Genomic DNA, 17,800 nt, shown 5'->3' on the forward strand with positions numbered 1-17,800 from the left:
ACCGTGTCACGCCTCACGACGCGCAGCAGACTTTGAACGGCTGCTGAGTGGCTGGCCGCGCGCCGGCGGCCATGCCTTTATGGCATGGCTGGGCCGGGCGAGGGAGGGCGGTCAGATGCTGGCGGCGAGGCGCGAACCTTGATCAATCGCCCGTTTGGCATCCAGTTCTGCCGCCACGTCGGCGCCGCCTATCAGATGCACGCTCTTGCCGGCGGCCTGCAACGGCGCCTGCAGCTCGCGCAGCGGGTCCTGGCCGGCACAGATGATCACATTGTCCACCGGCAGCAGTTGGGCTTCGCCTTTGACCGTGATGTGCAGGCCGGCGTCGTCTATTTTGTCGTAGCTGACGCCGGACAGCATGCGCACCCGTTTCATCTGCAGGCTGGCGCGGTGAATCCAGCCGGTGGTCTTGCCCAGCCCTTCGCCCACCTTGCTGGTTTTGCGCTGCAACAGGTACACCTCGCGCGGGCTGGGGTGCGGCTGCGGTCCTTGAGGGCTGAGGCCGCCCGGATGCTCCACTTCCATGTCCACGCCCCATTCGCGCATGAAGGCGGCAGTGTCCAGCGAGCTGGACTTGCCCTCGTGGGTCAGGAATTCCGCGGTATCGAAGCCGATGCCGCCGGCGCCGATGATGGCGACACGCTTGCCCACCGGTTTGCCGTGCTTGAGCACGTCCAGATAGTTGAGCACTTTGGGGTGGTCCACGCCGGGAATCTCGGGCGTGCGCGGGGCGATGCCGGTGGCCAGCACCACCTCGTCGAAACCGGCGAGATCCTCCGCCGCCACGCGGGTGTTCAGCCGCTGTTCCACCCCGGTCTGCTCCAGCTTGCGCTTGAAGTAACGCAGGGTTTCGTAGAATTCCTCCTTGCCGGGGATGCGCTTGGCCACATTGAACTGGCCGCCGATTTCCGCCGCGGCGTCAAACAGCGTTACCTGATGGCCGCGTTCCGCCGCGACGGTGGCGAAGGCCAGGCCGGCCGGACCGGCGCCAACGACCGCCAGTTTTTTGGCCTGAGCGGTTTTCTCGTAGTTCAGCTCGGTTTCGCGGCAGGCGCGCGGATTGACCAGGCAGCTGGTCAGCTTGCCCTGGAATATGTGGTCCAGACAGGCCTGGTTGCAGCCGATACAGGTGTTGATTTCATCGCCGCGGCCGGCTGCGGCCTTGTTGACGAAGTCCGGGTCCGCCAGGAAGGGACGCGCCATCGACACCATGTCGGCGCAGCCCTCGGCCAGGATCTTTTCGGCCACTTCCGGCGTGTTGATGCGGTTGGTGGTGATCAGCGGAATCTTCACCTTGCCCATCAGCTTCTTGGTGACCCAGGCGAAGCCGCCGCGCGGCACCATGGTGGCGATGGTGGGCACCCGCGCCTCATGCCAGCCGATGCCGGTGTTGATCAGCGTGGCGCCGGCCTTTTCGATCTCTCCGGCCAACTGCGCCACCTCGTCCCAGGAGCTGCCATCCTGCACCAGGTCCAGCATGGACAGCCGGTAGATGATGATGAAGTCGCTGCCCACCGCGGCACGCACCGCTTTGACGGTTTCGATGGCGAAGCGGATGCGGTTTTCAAAGCTGCCGCCCCAGTCGTCGCTGCGCTTGTTGGTCGCGCGGGCGATGAATTGGTTGATCAGATAGCCTTCCGAGCCCATCACTTCGACGCCGTCGTAGCCGGCCTGTTGCGCCAGCTGCGCGCAACGGGCGAAATCGGCGATGGTTTGCCAGATGTCGGCATCGGACAACTCGCGCGGCTTGTAGAAGTTGATCGGCGCGATCAGCGGAGAAGCGGATACGCATTTTTCCTGGAAGCTGTAGCGGCCGGAGTGCAGGATCTGCAGTGCGATCTTGCCGCCGGCGGCGTGCACGGCGTCGGTCACCAGCTTGTGGTGAGGGACCTCGGCATCGTCGGCCAGCATCGAGGCGCCCTCGGCGACACAGCCTTCAGGATTCGGGCCGACGCCGCCGGTCACGATCAAGCCCACGCCGCCGCGGGCGCGCTCCGCGTAAAAGGCCGCCATCTTCTCAAAACCTTGCGGGGCTTCTTCCAGGCCGGTGTGCATCGAGCCCATCAGCACGCGGTTTTTCAGCGTGGTGAAGCCCAGGTCCAGCGGAGCCAGCAGGTGCGGGTATGCCGTCATGTTTTCGTCCTCGTGTGGATTTCTCGCGCAGATCATTGTGGCCGCGGCCGCCGTCCGGCGCCAGCGCGGCGGGCAAGTGTTTGATTGCTTGGACTTGCCAGTGTTGGCGTTGAAGATACTTACTAGTAAGTAAGGTGTCAATCGGCCTTGGGGGCATAGTGGGCGCGGAGCGCGACGGACATGCAAAAAGCCACCGCGGAGGGTGGCTTTTGTCTTCAGGCCAGCAGGGCTTAGAAGTTGTATTTCAGCGAATAGATGATGGCGTTCTCATTGCCGGCCACGCCCAGCTTGTTGACGGCGTAGCGGTACTGCAGACCGGCGGTCATGGATTTGACCGGGGTCCACCACAGGCCGATGGCGCCGTTCTGGCCGGTGCGGCGCTCGCTCACGCCGTTCGGGGTGGCCAGGGTGGTGTATTCCTTGGCGCGGTCGAATTCGGTTTCATGCCATTGGGTCACCGAGAACGGCTGGCCGAAGGCGGTGAAGTCGAAACCGGCGACATAACCGGCCATATAGCCGTTCATATTGGCGCCGACACCATATTTCAGTTCCTGATGGAAGCCCAGGAAAGGCTTGAACCAGACTTTGCCGAAGCTCAGGTCGGTGCCCAGGCCCACTACGCGGTTCTGGTCAAAGAAATTGTGGCCACGGGTGTCGTATACGTGGGTGTACAGCTTGACCGGCACGCCGCCGACTTCCGCCAAATTGAAACGCGCAACTACCTTGGTGGTGTAGCGACGATCGCCAGCCGGCATTTCCTTGTCGTTACGGTTCCAGTTTTCCAGATCGAAGAAGCCGTAAACATCGCCCCAGGAACGGCCGATGCCGCCTTCGGCTTCCAGGTACTGGAAGTTGCGCTTAGCGCCGAAGGGGCCGGCTTGCGTGCGATCCAGAGTGCTCGGCGACCAGTTCAGCTGGTTGAAGCTGACATTGCCGAAGGAGTAATCACCGGCTTGCGCCACGGTACAGCCGCCCACCAGAGCCAGGGCCAGCAGCAGATTGCGAGTTTTCATTGTTTCACCAGAATATTGTGCGTGTAGCGTGTAGTGCGCGCGGACAGACCTGTCGGCGCGGGCGCAGACTAGCTCAGAAATATTCGTTTGCAAAGTATTTACAATGCGCTTGTCGCATTTTTGTCATTTTATGTAAATGCGATGTATTTTTAGCTGTAGATATTTTGCGTGAAACATTAAATGTTGTGGAACTACAGTTTTTTGCTACAAAAGTGCGTGTCCGGCCAGCCGTAGCGCCGTAAATCCACCTTGCCGGCGGCGCTCAATTCCACTCCGTCCTCCTCCAGCAACAAGCGCTGCCAGTCGGCCTGCTCGCTGCCGGGCCGCGAGATGCGCCCGCCGGAACCCAGCACCCTAAACCAGGGCACGCTGACGCCGTCCGGCAGGTGGCTGAGCAAGCGGCCGACATGGCGCGAATGGCGAGGATAGCCGGCCTGTTCCGCCAAGGCGCCGTAGGTGGTGACCCGGCCTGGCGGCAGCGCCAGCAACAGCGCGATCACCCTGCGATCAAAGTCGGGCGGCATCGAGATTCAGCGGTAGCGAGGGTTGGCGACATAGGGGTTACTGCGCTTTTCCTCGCCGATGGTGGTCAAGGGACCGTGGCCAGGCACCACGGTGGTGTCGTCCGGCAACAGGAACAGCTTTTGCTGAATGGCATCGATCAACTGTTGGTGATTGCCCATTGGAAAGTCGGTGCGGCCGATCGAACCTTGGAACAGCACATCGCCGGCAATCAGCAGCCGCGCACCGGCGCTGTGGAACACCACGTGGCCCGGCGTGTGGCCGGGGCAGTGGATCACATTCAGCGTTTCCTCGCCCACGCTGACGGTGTCGCCTTCCTCCAGCCAGCGATCCGGCGTCAGCGCCTCGCTGCGCGGAAAGCCGAACATATGGCCTTGCTGCGGCAATTGGTCCAGCCAGAAGCTTTCCGCGCGTTGCGGGCCTTCTATCTTTACGCCCAGTTGTTCCGCCAGCCGCGCGGCTCCGCCGGCGTGGTCGATGTGGCCGTGGGTCAGCAGCAGTTTTTCCACCGTCAGGTTTTGGCGGGAGATCCAGTCGGCGATGCGCTCGATATCGCCGCCGGCGTCCACCACGGCGGCGCGACCGCTGGCGTCGCACCACAGGATGGAACAGTTCTGGGCAAACGGCGTGACTGGAATCACGTGGAAGTGCAGGGACATGGCGCGCTCGGTTCAATGGGGATGCCTGGATTGTGGCATGAGTCGGCGCGGATGAGGAGAGGTCCGGCCATGATGGCGCGGGCCTCCGGGCGGTGTCAGAACATGCTGTTGCCGCTGGCGCTTGTGTCCGGTACCGGCTGGATCACGTCCCAGTGCTCCACAATCTTGTTGTTCTCCACGCGGAAGATGTCGACCAGCGCTCGGCCTCGGTCTTTGGCGTCGTTGACGCTGTGCACATGCAGCACCACCAGATCGTCTTCGGCAATGGCGCGGATGATGGTGCTGCGGCGCTCAGGCGCTTGTTTGAAGCGATCAGCGAATGTATCGACAAAAGCTTGCTTGCCGTCTTTGACGCTGGGGTTGTGTTGAATGTACCGGTCGCCGATATAGCGGTCCGCCGCGCTCAAGTCGTGCTGGTTGAAAAACTGGTTGTAGAAATCGACCACCAGTTGCTTATTGCTGCTTGCCCGCTGCATTGCGACGGCGGGGGCGACGAGCGGCGTGGAATAACTCAACGCGGCGCTTAGGCTGAAGCTCAGAGCGGCGAGGCCGCTTATCATCCAGTGCGGTTTCATCGAGATGGATTTCCCTTGGGCGAAGGTGGAGATCGGCTTGGATTGTATGAATTTTGAATGTGGCGACGCAGGCGCGAGCTGCGCCGCGTTTGGGGCTTAAGCCGCGGCGGTTAGCCTTTTCGGCCGTCCCAGGACAGTTTGCCCGCGCCATGGGCGAACACCATCAGCAAGCCGCCGGCCATGGCCAGGTTCTTGGTCAGCTGGATCATTTGCTGGCTATTGCCCGGCTCCAGGTGGAAGAGCAGCGCCGAGGCGACGGAGAAACCCGCTAGCAGCAGCGCTACCCAGCGCGCTTTCACGCCTAGCGCCAAGGCCAAGCCGCCGCCGATTTCCAAGGCGATCACCAGCGGCAGCAAAAATCCGGGCACGCCCATCGCGGCCATATAACCCTGAGTGGCGGCATAGCCCGCGCCTAGCTTGCCGATGCCGGCCAGAAAGAACACCTGCGCCAGCAGCACGCGGGCAAGCAATGTGATCCATTTATCCATCTTGCGTTCTCCTGCCGGCGCGCCGGCTTTGGTTGATGACGCCGGCCGCGGAGGGCGGCTGGCCATGAACGGACTATACGGATAGGCGCGGCGCGAAAAAAGCGCAAAAAACCGCAAGAGTCGATCAAAAAATCCGATCAAGCCGCGGCTACAGCTTGAACTTCCCGATCAGCGAATCCAGTTCATCGCCCAAGCGCGCGAGCAAGGCGGTGGCCTGCTGCGCCTGGCTGATGGATTCGTCGGTCTGCAGCAACATACCGTGAATGCTCTCGATATGGCGGGCGATTTCCTGACTGGCGCTGGACTGTTCGGCGGTGGAGGAGGCGATGTCGCCCACGGATTCCACCACTTGCTGGGCGTGGCCGCTGATCTGCTGGATCGATTGCGCGGATTCCTCGGCCAGTTTTACCCCCTGGTCCACTTGGCGCAGCGCGCCGTCCATGCTGTCGGAGGCTTTGGCGGTGTCCTGCTGCATGGTCTGGATCACGCCGGAGATTTCCAGCGTGGCCTGCGAGGTGCGCTCGGCCAGCTTGCGCACTTCATCGGCCACCACGGCGAAGCCGCGGCCCATCTCGCCGGCGCGCGCGGCCTCGATCGCCGCGTTCAAGGCCAAGAGATTGGTTTGGTCGGCGATGTCGCGGATCACCGACACGATGCCGCTGATCTGGTCCGAGCGTTGCTGCATGCCGCCCAGCACCTCGGCCAGCTCGCGCACCGTCTGGGAAATGCGGCCGATCTCGCGCACCGTGGCGTCGACATTGGCCGAGGCCTCGCTGGACAGCGAGCCCGCCTCGCGCGCGCGTTGTTCCGCCACTCGCGCCGACTCCGCGATGTGGCTGACGCTGACCGACATCTGCTCCACGCTGGCGGCGGTGGCATTAGCCGCCTCGGACTGCCGCGCGGAGCTGCCTCGAATCTGATCCACATCGCCGGACAGCTGACGCACCGAACCCAGCACATCGCCGGCGTGGCGGCGCACGTCCAGCATCATCGTGCGCAGCGAGCCGGTGAAGGTATTGAAGGCACCGGCGGCCAGGCCGATTTCGTCGCGGCTGGCGATGGGCAGCGCGCGGGTCAGATCGCCGCTGCCGGAGGCCAGCTCGCTCATTGCGGACTGTAGCCGGCCCAACGGGCGCAGCAACTGACTGAGCGTGGCGCCCAGCAGCAACAGGATCAGCGCCAGAATGCCCAGGCTGATCAAGGCCGACTGCCAACTGGCGGCGCGTACTGGGGCGAAAGCTTCGCTCAGAGGTATGGAAATCCGCACCGCCCACGGCATGCCGGCCTCGCCCACGGTGATGGGCATGATGAAGTGGCGGAAGCCGTCGTCGCTGTCGTACTCCGCCGGCTGACCGCTTTTGATCGCCGTCTTGGCCGTGGCCGGCAGGCCGGCGTCCGCCTTGCCGTTCAACGCCGGATCGCGGCCGGCCAGTTGAACGCCGCTGTTGGAATACAAGCTCATGAAGCCGCTCTGGTAAGGCTTGACCTTGGCCGCCAGCTCCTGCAAATGACCAAGCGCGATATCGCAACCGGCCACGCCCAGCACCTTGCCGTTGACCAGAAGGGGAAAGGAAATGGTGCCCATCAGGATCTTGATGTCCGGGTCCACGTAAGGCTCGGTCAACATCGGCTTGCCGGTCTTGCGCGGCTCGGTGTAGTAGGCGCTGTCGTCCACCCCCTCGCCGCCCCACACCACGTCTATCTTGCCGCTCTTGCGATACCAGTAGACGCCGCTGCGCCCGGTCTTGTCGTTATGCTCCTTGCCGGCCAGCTCCGCATCGCGGCCGTCCAGCGCGTTGGGCTCCCAGATGGCCCAGTAGCCGACCGCGTCCGGGTTATTGGGCAATTGGCCCTTCACGATGTCGGATAGCAGTTGGCGGGCGTTGGGTGGCAGATTGTGTTTGACCGCCACTGCGGATTCGGCCACGACCTGGGCCGAATCGTAAGTCTTGCCCAGCAAGCGCTGCACCTGGCCGGCCTCGCTTTCGGCCAGCAGTTTGGCGTTGTCCAGCACCGCTTTCTCCGCGTTTTGATAACTCGCGTAGATATTGACGCCGGCCAGCACGCAAAAACCGATCAGGATCAGCAGGCCGGAACTGGCCAGAATCTTGCCCTTGATGGTGGTGATCATGGTTGTCCCCATCGCTTCATATGTGTTCTTCCCCAAAAGCCATTGCGAGCGGACGCCGGCTCCCGGCCCGGTTATTATGGTGTGGGCCCGCCGGCGGCGTCGGTTTCCAACGGCATACCGCCTTTGTATTAAATAGCTTCCGCGGGGTAAAGGGAAATTTTGTAATCGGCGGGCCGCAGCCTGGCGCGCCGCGACGATATGGGGAGAGTTGAACAGTGCCGACGGAAGCACACGCCCGCCCGGAACGCGCGGAGCGTCAGGCGGAGGCTCCGCGGAGGCTAGCCCTGGCGCGGCTGGAACAAGTGGAGGCGCAGCACGGCGTGCGCATCCTTTACGCGGCCGAAGGCGGCAGCCGCTGCTGGGGCTACAACGCGCCGGACAGCGATTACGACGTGCGCTTCGTCTACCTGCAAGCGGCGGAGTGGTACGAGGCAGGCGGCCAGCGCGACGTGATCGAACTGCCGCTGGCCGACGGCTTGGATATTAGCGGCTGGGAGCTGCGCAAGGCGTTGCGGCTGACTCTGGGCGGCAACGCCGCGTTGATGGAGTGGCTGGCCTCGCCGCAGGTCTACCGCCAGCACCCGGCGGCCTGTCGGCTTTTGCGAAATCTGGGCCAAGAGCACTTCGCCGGCGATGCCGCCTACTGGCATTATCTGTCGGCGGCGCGCAAGAACTATCGCGGCCGCAAGCGCGAACAGCAACTGCGGCTGAAAAAATACTTGTACGTGCTGCGGCCCCTGCTGGCGGCGCAATGGCTGCTGCGCTGGCGCAGCATGCCGCCGCTGCGGCTGGGGGAACTGGCCGACCAGACTTTGGATGACATCCGGTTGCGTGACGAGTTGGCCGGCTTGTTGGCTTTGAAGTCCGCCGGCGGCGCGCCCGAGTACGGCCCGGCCACGCCGGGCCTGCACGATTATATTGAGCGGGAAATGAGGGCTTACGAAGCCGCGGCGCGACCGAACCGCCACAGCGACTGGGCGCGGGCGGACGCTTTACTGGAGCAAGTACGTTTGGCTTGCGGTGTTTGAATCGGCGGAGGCCTTGGTTTTCGGCGCCGTGTCTCCGACGCGCAGCAGACTTTGAATAGGTTCTAAAGGCCGTGAGGGGGTGGCCGCGTCTGACTGCGCCCCGCCCTACAAAAGAGAGTGGCGCGTATAGTCCACCATGCGCCTGCCAAATGGCTAAGTAGATCAGCAGACGCCAATCCCGTGTGCGGCAACGTGGCGATTGTTGCCGAGCGGGTCGAGGGAGGCAAGGTTTGCGCCGCATTTGGCGGTGGCGGATGATTTTTCCTTGCCATTCAATTGTTTCCCTCACCTGCTTTAAAAGCCCTGTGGCGGGCCCTGCGGCATCATAGGCCCATGACCCGCATATCCGACATCTCCTCCTTGCACTGGCAGCCGGCCTTGCAGGCCCGCGATCAGGCATCCCCCGCTGACATCGTCGAGAACCTCGACGACATCCATCAGGCCTTGCGCATCATCCTGGGCACGCCCAAGGGCAGCGATCCGCTGCGGCCGGAGTTTGGCAGCGATTTGTTCCGTTACCTGGACTACCCGGTAGACCGCGCCCGGCCGCATGTGGTGCGCGAGGCGGTGGAGGCGATTAGCCACCCCTTGTACGGCGAACCGCGCGTCGCCGTGGCGCGGGTGCTCTACAGCGTAGGCGGCAACGGCGACGCGCGGCTCACCGTGCAGTGGCGTCTGGCCGACGGCGTGATCCGCGAAACGGAGCTGCGGCTATGAGCGGGACGGCGCCCAATATCCTGGCCAATGACGAGCGTTTCGGCCACCTGGCACAGCTCACTACCCGTTTGGGCGACGCCGATTTGAGCACGCTGCTGGTCTACCTGGTGGATCAGGTGGATGCCGGCTGGCTGCCGGCGCTGGCCGAGCAGTTCCACGTCGCCGGCGACGAAGGCTGGCGGCTGAGCCAGGGTGAGCGCCAGCAGCGCGAGCTGATCAAGCAGTCCATCCATCTGCACCGCAGCAAGGGCACGCGCTGGTCTTTGCAGCAGGTGCTGGCCACGCTGGCGCTGTCTGGTCAGATCAGCGAATGGTTCGAATACGCCGGAAAACCTTATCACTTCAAGATCCGGATCGATCTGGCCGCGCGCGGCATCGACGCCGCCACGCTAACGGCGCTGGAGGCGATGATCAACGAATACAAGAACGCCCGCTCGGTGCTGGAACGGCTGGCACTGGTGCTGAGCAACCGCAGCGCTGTGCCAATGTTGGCGCTGGCCACTCAGGTGGGCGAACTGGCCACAGTTTATCCGTTTCAGCCCGAATCACTTCAACAGCGCGCCAGTTTGAACGCGGCGCTGGCGCATGCCAGCGTGGAGACGGTCACGCTTTATCCCGCAGCATGAGCCCCTTAGAACCTTTCCCAGGAGCAATCGATGGCTAATGAGTTTTTCACGCTTCTCACCGCCAGCGGCAAGGCCAAGCTGGCGGCGGCGCAAGCAAACGGCGCGCCGCTGCAGATCAGCCAGATGGCGGTGGGCGACGGCGACAACGGCGGGTATTACACGCCCAGCGAGAGCCAGACCGCGCTCAAACATGAAACCTGGCGCGGCGCGCTCAACCACTTGGCGGTGGATCCGAACAACCCCAACTGGGTGGTGGCGGAAGCGGTGTTGCCGGATACCGTGGGCGGCTTTTACATCCGCGAGGTGGGTCTGTTCGATAGCCGCGGCGATCTGATCGCCATCGGCAAATTCCCGGAGAGCTACAAGCCGCTGCTGGCGGCCGGTTCAAACAAGCAGCTTTATGTCCGGATGATTCTGGAAGTGTCCAACACCGCGGCGGTGACGCTGCTGGTGGACCCCAGCGTGGTATTGGCGACGCGCTCCGCGGTGGATCAGCGCATCGCAGAGGAGCTGGCGAAGCGGGATGCCAAGCCGCGTGATTTCCACCCTCTGCAAACCTTTCCGGCTCAGGCCTACCGACGCAATGTGCTGATCAATGGAGGTTTCGACGTGTGGCAGCGCGGCGCCAGTCAGACAGTGGGCGGTTATGGCTCGGTGGACCGTTGGCTTCTGGATTTGGGCGGCGGCCCGCTTGGCGGCGCGACCTTGTCGCGGATGGCGGCCAGTATCGCCGAGACCGAAACCTTGGGAGCGACGACGAACTTCATGCGTCTGACGCTGAGCAAGCCGCCGGCCAGCAAGGCCAACGAGTACTGCCAGGTGTGTCAGCCGGTGGAAAACCTGCGGCGTTTCACCGGCAAGCGTATGACGCTGAGCTTCTGGGCCAAGGCGGATCAGCCGCGCAAGATGGTGGCCTATGTTGAACAGTGGTTGAAGAGGCCGCCAGCCGCATCCGACAAGATCAGGGCGCTGGAGGCAAGCCCGGTGGAGTTGACGACCCGTTGGCAACGCTTTGTCTTCTCTTTTTCCTCTCCTAGCTTGCAGGGGCGCGAACCGGGGAACGAGGCCTCTCTGGCAGTTTTTCTTGGGGTGTCGTACAGCGATGCCTACCCGGCCCTGAATGCGATGACCGGCGCGCAAACCGGCATTTTCGATATTGCGCAGGTGCAGTTGGAGGAGAGCCCAGTGGCGACGCCGTTCGAGTACCGTGGCTTTGGCGAGGAGTTGACTTTGTGTCAGCGGTATTTTGAGAAAAGCTATCCGTTAAATGACTTTCCCGCTAAAAACTATGGGGCCGATTCCGCTTTCGCGCCGGCTATCTTTAGCAAGATGTTTCATTTGAATGTCGGCAATTTGGGTGACAAGCAAATTAATATGACTATCCCGTTTATGGTAGAGAAACGGATTGAGCCGGCTATTGTGATTTATGACGGTTTAGGTGCGGTTGATAGAATGACTACGAGTAATGGAAATGGCGTGATTCCGGCGGTTAAATCCAGTTCTACCAGGTTTGTAAATGTGATTCCCCCAGTTAGTCCAAGTATTAATTGGATTGCCTGTCATTGGGTGGCGGATGCTGAGATTTAATTAATCGATAGGGGGTGAAAGTGAATGCCATGTATCGTTTAACCAAGCAGTCGGATGGAGTGATTCGAGTTGTCGATGGGGCCTATATTCCTAAAGGTCACCGCTGGTGGGATGAGTATGAACTCTGGCTGCAGCAAGGCAATCAACCGACACCGCAATTTTCACTGGCGGAGTTGCAAGAACAGTTGCTGCGAGAGATTGATGCCGCTGCAGATACCACCCGCAGCGTAACCTTGGGCAGTGAGCCTAACCTAGCCGAATACCAGCGCGCCGCCGCCGAGGCGCAGGCGTTCAAGGACGCCGGCTACAAGGGCGAGGCGCCGCCGGCGGTGCGTTCCTGGGCCGAGGCCAAGGGCTGGGACGGCCAGCAGGCGGCGGACAGCATTCTGGCCAAGGCGGCGGCCTGCGAACAGGCGTTGTACGCAATCCGCGACGCGCGACTGAAGGGCAAGGAAGCGGTGCGTCAGGCTTCGGACGAGACGGCGGCGCGCACGGCTACCTACGAGGCGGTGTCCCAACTGCTGCAACTGGCTGCGGGAGACTTTGCCGCTGCTGCGCCGGAGGCCGAAGCCGGCCGCGCCGGCGGTCTGTTCAAGTTCTTTTCCAAACGGCTTTAAAAGCCGGCCGGCGGCATGATGGCGGATCATGTCGTCATCCGCTTTCTCTTCTGCGCCCCGCGACGGCCGCGCCAGGCCGCCGCGCTCCATTCAAGGACGTTCTCCCATGACCCCAGACTTGCCCAAGTTCATCGATGACGACCCGCATCTCGTCACCGCCGAGCTGATCGACGCCTACCAGAAAATGAGCGGCAAGACGCTCTACCCCGGCCAGGTGGAGCGTTTGCTGATCGATCTGATCGCCTATCGCGAAAGCGTGGTTCGAGCCGCTTTCAACGATGCCGGCCGCCAAAACCTGGTGGCTTTCGCCCGCGCGCCGATGCTGGACTACCTGGGCGAGCTGGTCGGCGTCAGCCGGCTGCCGGCCCAGCACGCGCGCTGTACGGTGCGCATTGCTTTCGCCCAGCCGCTGGCGCTGGCGCAGGTGATCCCGGCGCAGACCCTGGTGGCCGGCGGCGGCGTGCAGTTCCAGACCCTGGCCAGCCAGATCGCGCCGGCCGGCAGCACCAGTATTGACCTGCCTGTCAGCGCGACGGAGGCGGGGGCCGCGGGCAATGGCTTCGTGCCGGGCCAGATCAACACTTTGGTGGATGAACTGGAGGTGGACGCTAGCGTGGTCAATATCGATACCAGCGCCGGCGGCGCCGACGCGGAGGACGACGAGCGCTTGCGCGCGCGGATCCGACTGGCGCCGGAGTCCTTCAGCGTGGCCGGCAGCGCCGCCTCCTATCGTCACCACGCGTTGCGCGCTCATCAGGACATCGCCGATGTGGCGGTGATCAGCGCCAGTCTGCAACAGCAGAACGGCGAACTGAAAAGTGCCAACCAGGTGCCGCCCGGCGTGGTGCGCTTGTACCCGCTGACCAAGACCGGCATGCCGCCTGACAGTCTGCTCAGCGTGGTGGCCGCCGCGTGCAGCGCAGACCGGGTGCGGCCGCTGACGGATCTGGTGGAGGTGCTGGCGCCGGAGGATTATGGCTACCGGGTACGCGCGCGGCTGACGCCGTATCGCGATGTCGATCCTAAAACCGTGCAGCAGCAGGCGCAGGCGGCTGTCGGCGCCTTCGTGCAGGCGCAGGCGGAGCGGCTGGGCCGCGACATCGTGCCGTCGCAGCTGATCGCTACCCTATCGGTGCCCGGCGTTTACCAAGTGACCCTGCTGGAGCCGGCCGCCACCCAAGTGGTGCCGCCACAGGGCTGGTCGCACTGTACCGACATCCAACTGGAAATGACGGGAGGCCAGGATGGCTGACGTGACCCCTAATCTGCTGGCGCGCGACGCGCGTTTTGGTCCGCTGGCCCGGCTGAGCGAACGGCTGGGCGATATCGATCCAGGCGGCCTGTTGGTTTATCTAGTGGACGCGGCCAAGCCGGAGCTGCTGCCCTTGCTCGCCGAGCAATTCCATATTGACGGCGACGAAGGTTGGCTGCTGACCCAGAGCGAACAGCAACGCCGAGATCTGATCAAGCAGAGCATAGAACTGCATCGCCACAAGGGCACGCCCTGGGCATTGCGCGAAGTGTTCCGCATCCTCGGCGTGACGGTGGAACTGGAGGAGTGGTGGCAGCGTCAGCCGCCGGCCGCGCCCTACACCTTCGAGCTGACCGCTTGGGCGAACGACAATTTGCTGCCCGGCCAGGCCTTACTCAACCCCGATCTCTATCGCCGCTTGCGGCGCATGGTGGAACTGGCCAAGCCGGCGCGGAGTACCTACCGCTTCAAATTGGGCGCGCGTTTCAACGGCCGCTTGGGCTTGGCATCGGCCGCTCAGGCGCGTGCGTTGATCCGCCGTAGCGCCGAGGCCGCGCCGATGCGGCTGGCGCCGTTGCAGCCGCTGGCTCTTTCATCCGCCGCGCAAATTTATAGCGTGGTTCACGTCACCATGGAGGCATCGTTGTGAGCACCCCCTTAGCACCTCTTATCACCGCGGCCGGCCTGGCCGCAATCTGGCGCGCCAGCAATGACGGCGTGTCCGCGCAGATCACCCACATCGCCTTGGGCGACGGTGCTTACGCGCCGACTCAGGGCCAGACCGCCTTGCGCAGCGAACAGGCGCGCTACCCCATCGCCGGTGGTGAACGGCTGGGCAATACCCAGATCCACCTGACCGCCATCGCCGACGACGTCAAGGCGTTCTGGGTGCGCGAGATCGGTTTCATCCTGGCGGACGGCACCTTGCTGGCGGTCTGGTCCGACCCGAAGGCGGCGCTGGCCTACAAGGCCGCCGATGTGCAATTGCTGCTGGCCTATGACCTGGCCTTGAACGCGTTGCCACCGGACAGCGTCACCATCCAGTCCAGCGGCGCCGGCCTCAATCTGAGCCTGGCCAGCGAACTGGCGGAACTGGCGGCGGCTCAGATCGGCGAAGCCAACCGCGGCCTGGGGCGCGACGAGCGCATCCGCGCGCAGGACGCGCGTTTGCAGGCGCTGGAGCCGCAAGTGGCCACCTTGCAAAACCGCAGCCAAGCGCTGGAACAGGAGCATGCCGCCGATAAACGCTCCGGTCTGGAGCTGGCCACCGCCAATGCCGCGGCCATCGTCAGCATGCAGCATTTGTTCGTCAAACAACGTCTGGGCGCTTGAGTGCCGGGGCTGCGTCGCAGCCCCATTTCCCCTGGCCGACATGGTCGTCCCCGTAGTCACTCCTGTATTTCCCGCGCCGCTTCCGGCACTTCCCCATTTCTATGTGTTTCCGTTTCTAGGCTGAGGCCTGGGGACGTCTTGTTTTGAATGGCCGTCAAGGCCATGTATCGCGGTAAGACCTTAAGGAGAGCGTTATGAGTTTGGAGAGCAATATCGCCGAGTTGGTGAAGTCGGCCAATGGTTTGACCGATGCCGTTCATGGAAAGATCGGTGAAATCGATCAGAAAGTCGGTCAGAAAATCACCGAGCTGAATAATTGGAGAACCAGTCATTGGAATGAGCATCCGGCTATCGCCGTGAACTTCAACGCCAAGATGACGGCTGTGGGCGGTGAGGGCGACAAGAAATTACCGCTGGCCCTGGGTGTTCATGCTGGCGGAGATTTTTGGGGCAAGTTTGATGCGGCCTTGATTCCAGTGAATTCGGGAGAGGAACCGACATCCCGCCCGCCCATCGTTCGCGAGTTATTGCAGTATATGAAGAGCGATGACCGGCACTTTTCCGGCAGTTTCAATATCCTGCATTTGACTGTGAAGAAAGTTAGCGATGGCTTCGGTCCCTATGTTTTTTTTGTTCCCTATCAGCACGTCAAGATGGGGGCTTTTACCAGTGTGGCGCTGTATCACAAGGTGATTGGTCAAGGAGACTGGAACTGGATGGATAACAGTAAAAAAGGAGTTTGGAATCAGGCTACTCATCATTTTCTATCAGCTCACGCTGGGGCTTATACCCATGTCGATATTGCTTTGTCCAATGCTCAAGTAGGTGATCAGCTTTATCTGGCATTGCCACAAATTATTCCGGGGGTATGGAATCCCGAGCTTCGTTTGCCGCAACTCTATAATATTTTTGATCCGGTCATAGATGTGATCGGTAATAGCACGATCAGCGGTCTCGGCGGCGTATTTGCCAATATCAATAACAGCAATCGTTAAATCAGGAGGTGATATGAGTACTGAAATGAAATTTTATTCCGATGTGCAGGACGATATTGGCTTGATCGTGACGGAGAAAGGGCTGGAACGGCCAGCCGTGGTCTGGGCTCGCGATACTTGCGCCGCTTATATTCATCGTCATTACCCCGTGCATGTGCAGTTGAATGTGTTGCGGACCGGCTCGGAAGATGAACGCAAGAAAATGAGTGCTTTCATCGATGCCTGCCGAGCTTGGAGCAATCAAAGCTCAGCTACTAGTGCTGAGCTGGAAAAAATCAAGCCATAATATTAAGCCGGCGTGCCGTGCACGGTATGCCGAGCTAAGCAAATGGCTTGGCTAAGTCAGAATGAACCGCGCTTCCACATCATGGGCGCGGTTTTCGCTTTTTTTGCTAACGCGGTTTAAAAGCCCTTGCTTTCCATAACTGACACAATCTCTCCATGTCAGCGCTGAAGCCGTTCACGCCGGAAGGGCGGTGAATGAATACATGGTTGAATTTAATTCAATCCACTCTGTGATGAACCATTGGAGAGCATGATGAGCTTGGAAAGCAATATCGCGGAACTGGTAAAAGCGTCGAACGCGCTGACCGGTACGGTGAACGGTAAGATCGCCGATATTGATCGGCGTGTTGATGTCAAGATTCAGCAAATGGAAGATTGGCGAAATGGTGCGCGGCAAGAGTTTGCAAGTATTGCAACTCAGACGATTGCAGTGGGAGGGGTGGCAGATCACTGGTATCCAGTTGTAATCAGTCTGCCAAGCCGCAAGGCAATGGATATATTTATCGCGCGCTATACTCATGAAGATAGCGATAAATACGAAAAATTTAATGGGGCGATGTTTCTACACCTGTGTGGCGTCAATGGTGAGTGGGGCGGCATTCCTCCTCTATTGTATCCTCAGGCATACTCTTATAAAGCCGGGTTATTCGAAAAATTGCCTCCTGTTGCTGATTTCGGAATTACGGCGCATGACATGAAGGCTGTTGTCTGGCTGTTGGGAGCGCGTCATTATAATGTGACGACTTCCGTGCCTGCGATCATTGAAGTGTTTAGCCAAGAGACAGGAAATGTCGTGTATGACCATCCCAGTCCACAGTATGTAGTGAGGCTGGATGCTCTCCAAGGAGTGTCTGGAGCTATGGTTGCTAACGGTTATTTGCGAGGTGCGTGACAATGGAACAGGTTCAATTGGATCAAGTAGTAATGCAGTATATTGAGCGGGGTTTGCTGATGGACTTACGCATGCGGCGTACTATGCTGTTGCGAGAGTGTGATTGGACGCAAATGCAGGATGCGGCACTGAGCTCCGAGCAAAAGGCTGCATGGCAAGCGTATCGTCAAAAGTTGAGAGATTTGCCGGAAGCCATTACGGATATCAAGCATGTTACTTGGCCGGTACGGCCAGCCTGAGCTTAGCGAGATAGATAGGTAACAAAAAAACCCCGCCAAGGCGGGGTTTGTCGTTTGCTGCCGCGGATCAAGACTTGGCCGGTGTTTCCCAACCGCCGCCCAGCGCCTTGTACAGGCCCACCACCGCGTTGAGTTGGTCCAGCTTGGCGCTGGCCAGGCCCAGTTCCGCCTGGAAGCTGTTGCGTTGCGCGTCCAGCACGTCCAGATAGCTGGCGTAGCCGTTGTCGTAACGCAGGTTCGCCAGGCGCAGCGATTTGTTCAAGGCCTGGAACTGCGTGGTCTGCGCCGCCTGGATGTCCCGCGCCGCGCTGTAGCCGGACAAGGCGTCCAGCGCGTCCTTGAACGCGCTCTGCACCGTCTTTTGGTACTGCGCCAGCGCCTGCTTCTGCCGCGCATTGGCCGCGTCCACCGCGTAGCCGGTCTGGCCAAAGTTGAACACCGGCGCCGCCAGGTTGCCGACGAAGCTCCAGGTCCGCGTCGGGCCGGTGAACAGCGTGTCCAGCGACAGGCTTTGCGAACCCAGCGCCCCGCTCAGGCTGATGCTGGGGAAATAAGCCGCGCGCGCCACGCCGATGCGGGCGTTGGCGGCGATCAACTGCTGCTCGCTGGCGGCGATGTCCGGCCGACGCTCCAGCAAGCTGGAGGACAGGCCCGCCGGCACTTCCGGCGGCGCGGACAGCGCGTCCAGGCTTTGGCCGCGCTGGATGCC

The 17,800-nt window shown here is 61.6% G+C and carries 20 protein-coding genes; 12 read left to right on the forward strand and 8 right to left on the reverse strand.

What is annotated here, in order from left to right; all coding sequences use genetic code 11:
- Window positions 1–111: 111 nt before the first annotated feature.
- The 7 genes from BR71_RS15510 to BR71_RS15540 form a co-directional block, all read right to left on the reverse strand.
- On the reverse strand, window positions 112–2,133 hold the full coding sequence (locus BR71_RS15510) for an NADPH-dependent 2,4-dienoyl-CoA reductase (protein WP_043639427.1): 2,022 nt from the start codon (window positions 2,131–2,133) through the stop codon (window positions 112–114).
- Between the two features lie 230 nt (window positions 2,134–2,363).
- Window positions 2,364–3,146: an outer membrane protein OmpK gene (locus BR71_RS15515; protein ID WP_052370659.1), complete on the reverse strand. Its 783-nt coding sequence runs from the start codon at window positions 3,144–3,146 to the stop codon at window positions 2,364–2,366.
- 191 nt (window positions 3,147–3,337) lie between these two features.
- Window positions 3,338–3,670, reverse strand: a complete 333-nt coding sequence (locus BR71_RS15520) for an MGMT family protein (RefSeq protein WP_043639430.1) — start codon at window positions 3,668–3,670, stop codon at window positions 3,338–3,340.
- Window positions 3,671–3,676: 6 nt separating this feature from the next.
- Entirely contained in the window at window positions 3,677–4,327 is a 651-nt protein-coding gene (locus tag BR71_RS15525) for an MBL fold metallo-hydrolase (protein ID WP_043639433.1), read from the reverse strand.
- 95 nt (window positions 4,328–4,422) lie between these two features.
- On the reverse strand, window positions 4,423–4,902 hold the full coding sequence (locus BR71_RS15530) for a nuclear transport factor 2 family protein (protein WP_043639436.1): 480 nt from the start codon (window positions 4,900–4,902) through the stop codon (window positions 4,423–4,425).
- 110 nt (window positions 4,903–5,012) lie between these two features.
- Window positions 5,013–5,390 (reverse strand): DoxX family protein, encoded by a 378-nt coding sequence (locus tag BR71_RS15535; protein ID WP_043639439.1) that lies wholly within the window; start codon window positions 5,388–5,390, stop codon window positions 5,013–5,015.
- A gap of 148 nt (window positions 5,391–5,538) precedes the next feature.
- Window positions 5,539–7,521: a methyl-accepting chemotaxis protein gene (locus tag BR71_RS15540; protein ID WP_052370660.1), complete on the reverse strand. Its 1,983-nt coding sequence runs from the start codon at window positions 7,519–7,521 to the stop codon at window positions 5,539–5,541.
- A 215-nt stretch (window positions 7,522–7,736) separates the two neighbouring features.
- Between BR71_RS15540 and BR71_RS15545 the strand changes: the two genes are divergently transcribed.
- The 12 genes from BR71_RS15545 (at window position 7,737) to BR71_RS15600 (ending at window position 17,091) form a co-directional block, all read left to right on the forward strand.
- Window positions 7,737–8,549, forward strand: coding sequence for a nucleotidyltransferase domain-containing protein (locus tag BR71_RS15545; protein ID WP_052370662.1), 813 nt, complete (start codon window positions 7,737–7,739; stop codon window positions 8,547–8,549).
- A 333-nt stretch (window positions 8,550–8,882) separates the two neighbouring features.
- Window positions 8,883–9,266, forward strand: coding sequence for a GPW/gp25 family protein (locus BR71_RS15550; RefSeq protein ID WP_043589406.1), 384 nt, complete (start codon window positions 8,883–8,885; stop codon window positions 9,264–9,266).
- Entirely contained in the window at window positions 9,263–9,892 is a 630-nt protein-coding gene (locus BR71_RS15555; protein ID WP_043639442.1) for a phage tail protein I, read from the forward strand. The genes BR71_RS15550 and BR71_RS15555 overlap by 4 nt, the downstream gene beginning before the upstream one ends.
- Before the next feature lie 30 nt (window positions 9,893–9,922).
- The gene (locus tag BR71_RS23030; RefSeq protein WP_052370664.1) at window positions 9,923–11,479 is read left to right on the forward strand and encodes a phage tail protein; all 1,557 of its coding nucleotides are present in this window, start codon (window positions 9,923–9,925) and stop codon (window positions 11,477–11,479) included.
- A 29-nt stretch (window positions 11,480–11,508) separates the two neighbouring features.
- Window positions 11,509–12,096 carry a hypothetical protein gene (locus tag BR71_RS15565; RefSeq protein ID WP_156039003.1) on the forward strand — a complete coding sequence of 196 codons (588 nt, stop codon included), beginning with the start codon at window positions 11,509–11,511 and terminating at the stop codon, window positions 12,094–12,096.
- Between the two features lie 106 nt (window positions 12,097–12,202).
- Window positions 12,203–13,348, forward strand: a complete 1,146-nt coding sequence (locus tag BR71_RS15570; RefSeq protein ID WP_043639445.1) for a baseplate assembly protein — start codon at window positions 12,203–12,205, stop codon at window positions 13,346–13,348.
- Window positions 13,341–13,997 carry a phage tail protein I gene (locus BR71_RS15575; protein WP_052051867.1) on the forward strand — a complete coding sequence of 219 codons (657 nt, stop codon included), beginning with the start codon at window positions 13,341–13,343 and terminating at the stop codon, window positions 13,995–13,997. The genes BR71_RS15570 and BR71_RS15575 overlap by 8 nt, the downstream gene beginning before the upstream one ends.
- Window positions 13,994–14,680: a phage tail-collar fiber domain-containing protein gene (locus tag BR71_RS15580; RefSeq protein ID WP_043639449.1), complete on the forward strand. Its 687-nt coding sequence runs from the start codon at window positions 13,994–13,996 to the stop codon at window positions 14,678–14,680. Before BR71_RS15575 ends, BR71_RS15580 begins: the two co-directional genes overlap by 4 nt.
- 194 nt (window positions 14,681–14,874) lie before the next feature.
- Entirely contained in the window at window positions 14,875–15,675 is an 801-nt protein-coding gene (locus BR71_RS15585) for a hypothetical protein (protein ID WP_043639452.1), read from the forward strand.
- A gap of 13 nt (window positions 15,676–15,688) precedes the next feature.
- Window positions 15,689–15,961 carry a hypothetical protein gene (locus BR71_RS15590; RefSeq protein ID WP_205422962.1) on the forward strand — a complete coding sequence of 91 codons (273 nt, stop codon included), beginning with the start codon at window positions 15,689–15,691 and terminating at the stop codon, window positions 15,959–15,961.
- A 252-nt stretch (window positions 15,962–16,213) separates the two neighbouring features.
- The gene (locus tag BR71_RS15595; protein ID WP_043639455.1) at window positions 16,214–16,852 is read left to right on the forward strand and encodes a hypothetical protein; all 639 of its coding nucleotides are present in this window, start codon (window positions 16,214–16,216) and stop codon (window positions 16,850–16,852) included.
- Between the two features lie 2 nt (window positions 16,853–16,854).
- Window positions 16,855–17,091 carry a tail fiber assembly protein gene (locus BR71_RS15600; RefSeq protein WP_052370667.1) on the forward strand — a complete coding sequence of 79 codons (237 nt, stop codon included), beginning with the start codon at window positions 16,855–16,857 and terminating at the stop codon, window positions 17,089–17,091.
- Window positions 17,092–17,158: 67 nt separating this feature from the next.
- On the opposite strand, the gene BR71_RS15605 is transcribed toward BR71_RS15600, so the two are convergent.
- On the reverse strand, window positions 17,159–17,800 hold a 642-nt coding region (locus BR71_RS15605), incomplete at its 5' end, for a TolC family protein (protein ID WP_043639458.1).

It is taken from the genome of Chromobacterium haemolyticum DSM 19808 (genome assembly GCF_000711885.1).
In the GTDB taxonomy this organism is placed as follows: domain Bacteria; phylum Pseudomonadota; class Gammaproteobacteria; order Burkholderiales; family Chromobacteriaceae; genus Chromobacterium; species Chromobacterium haemolyticum.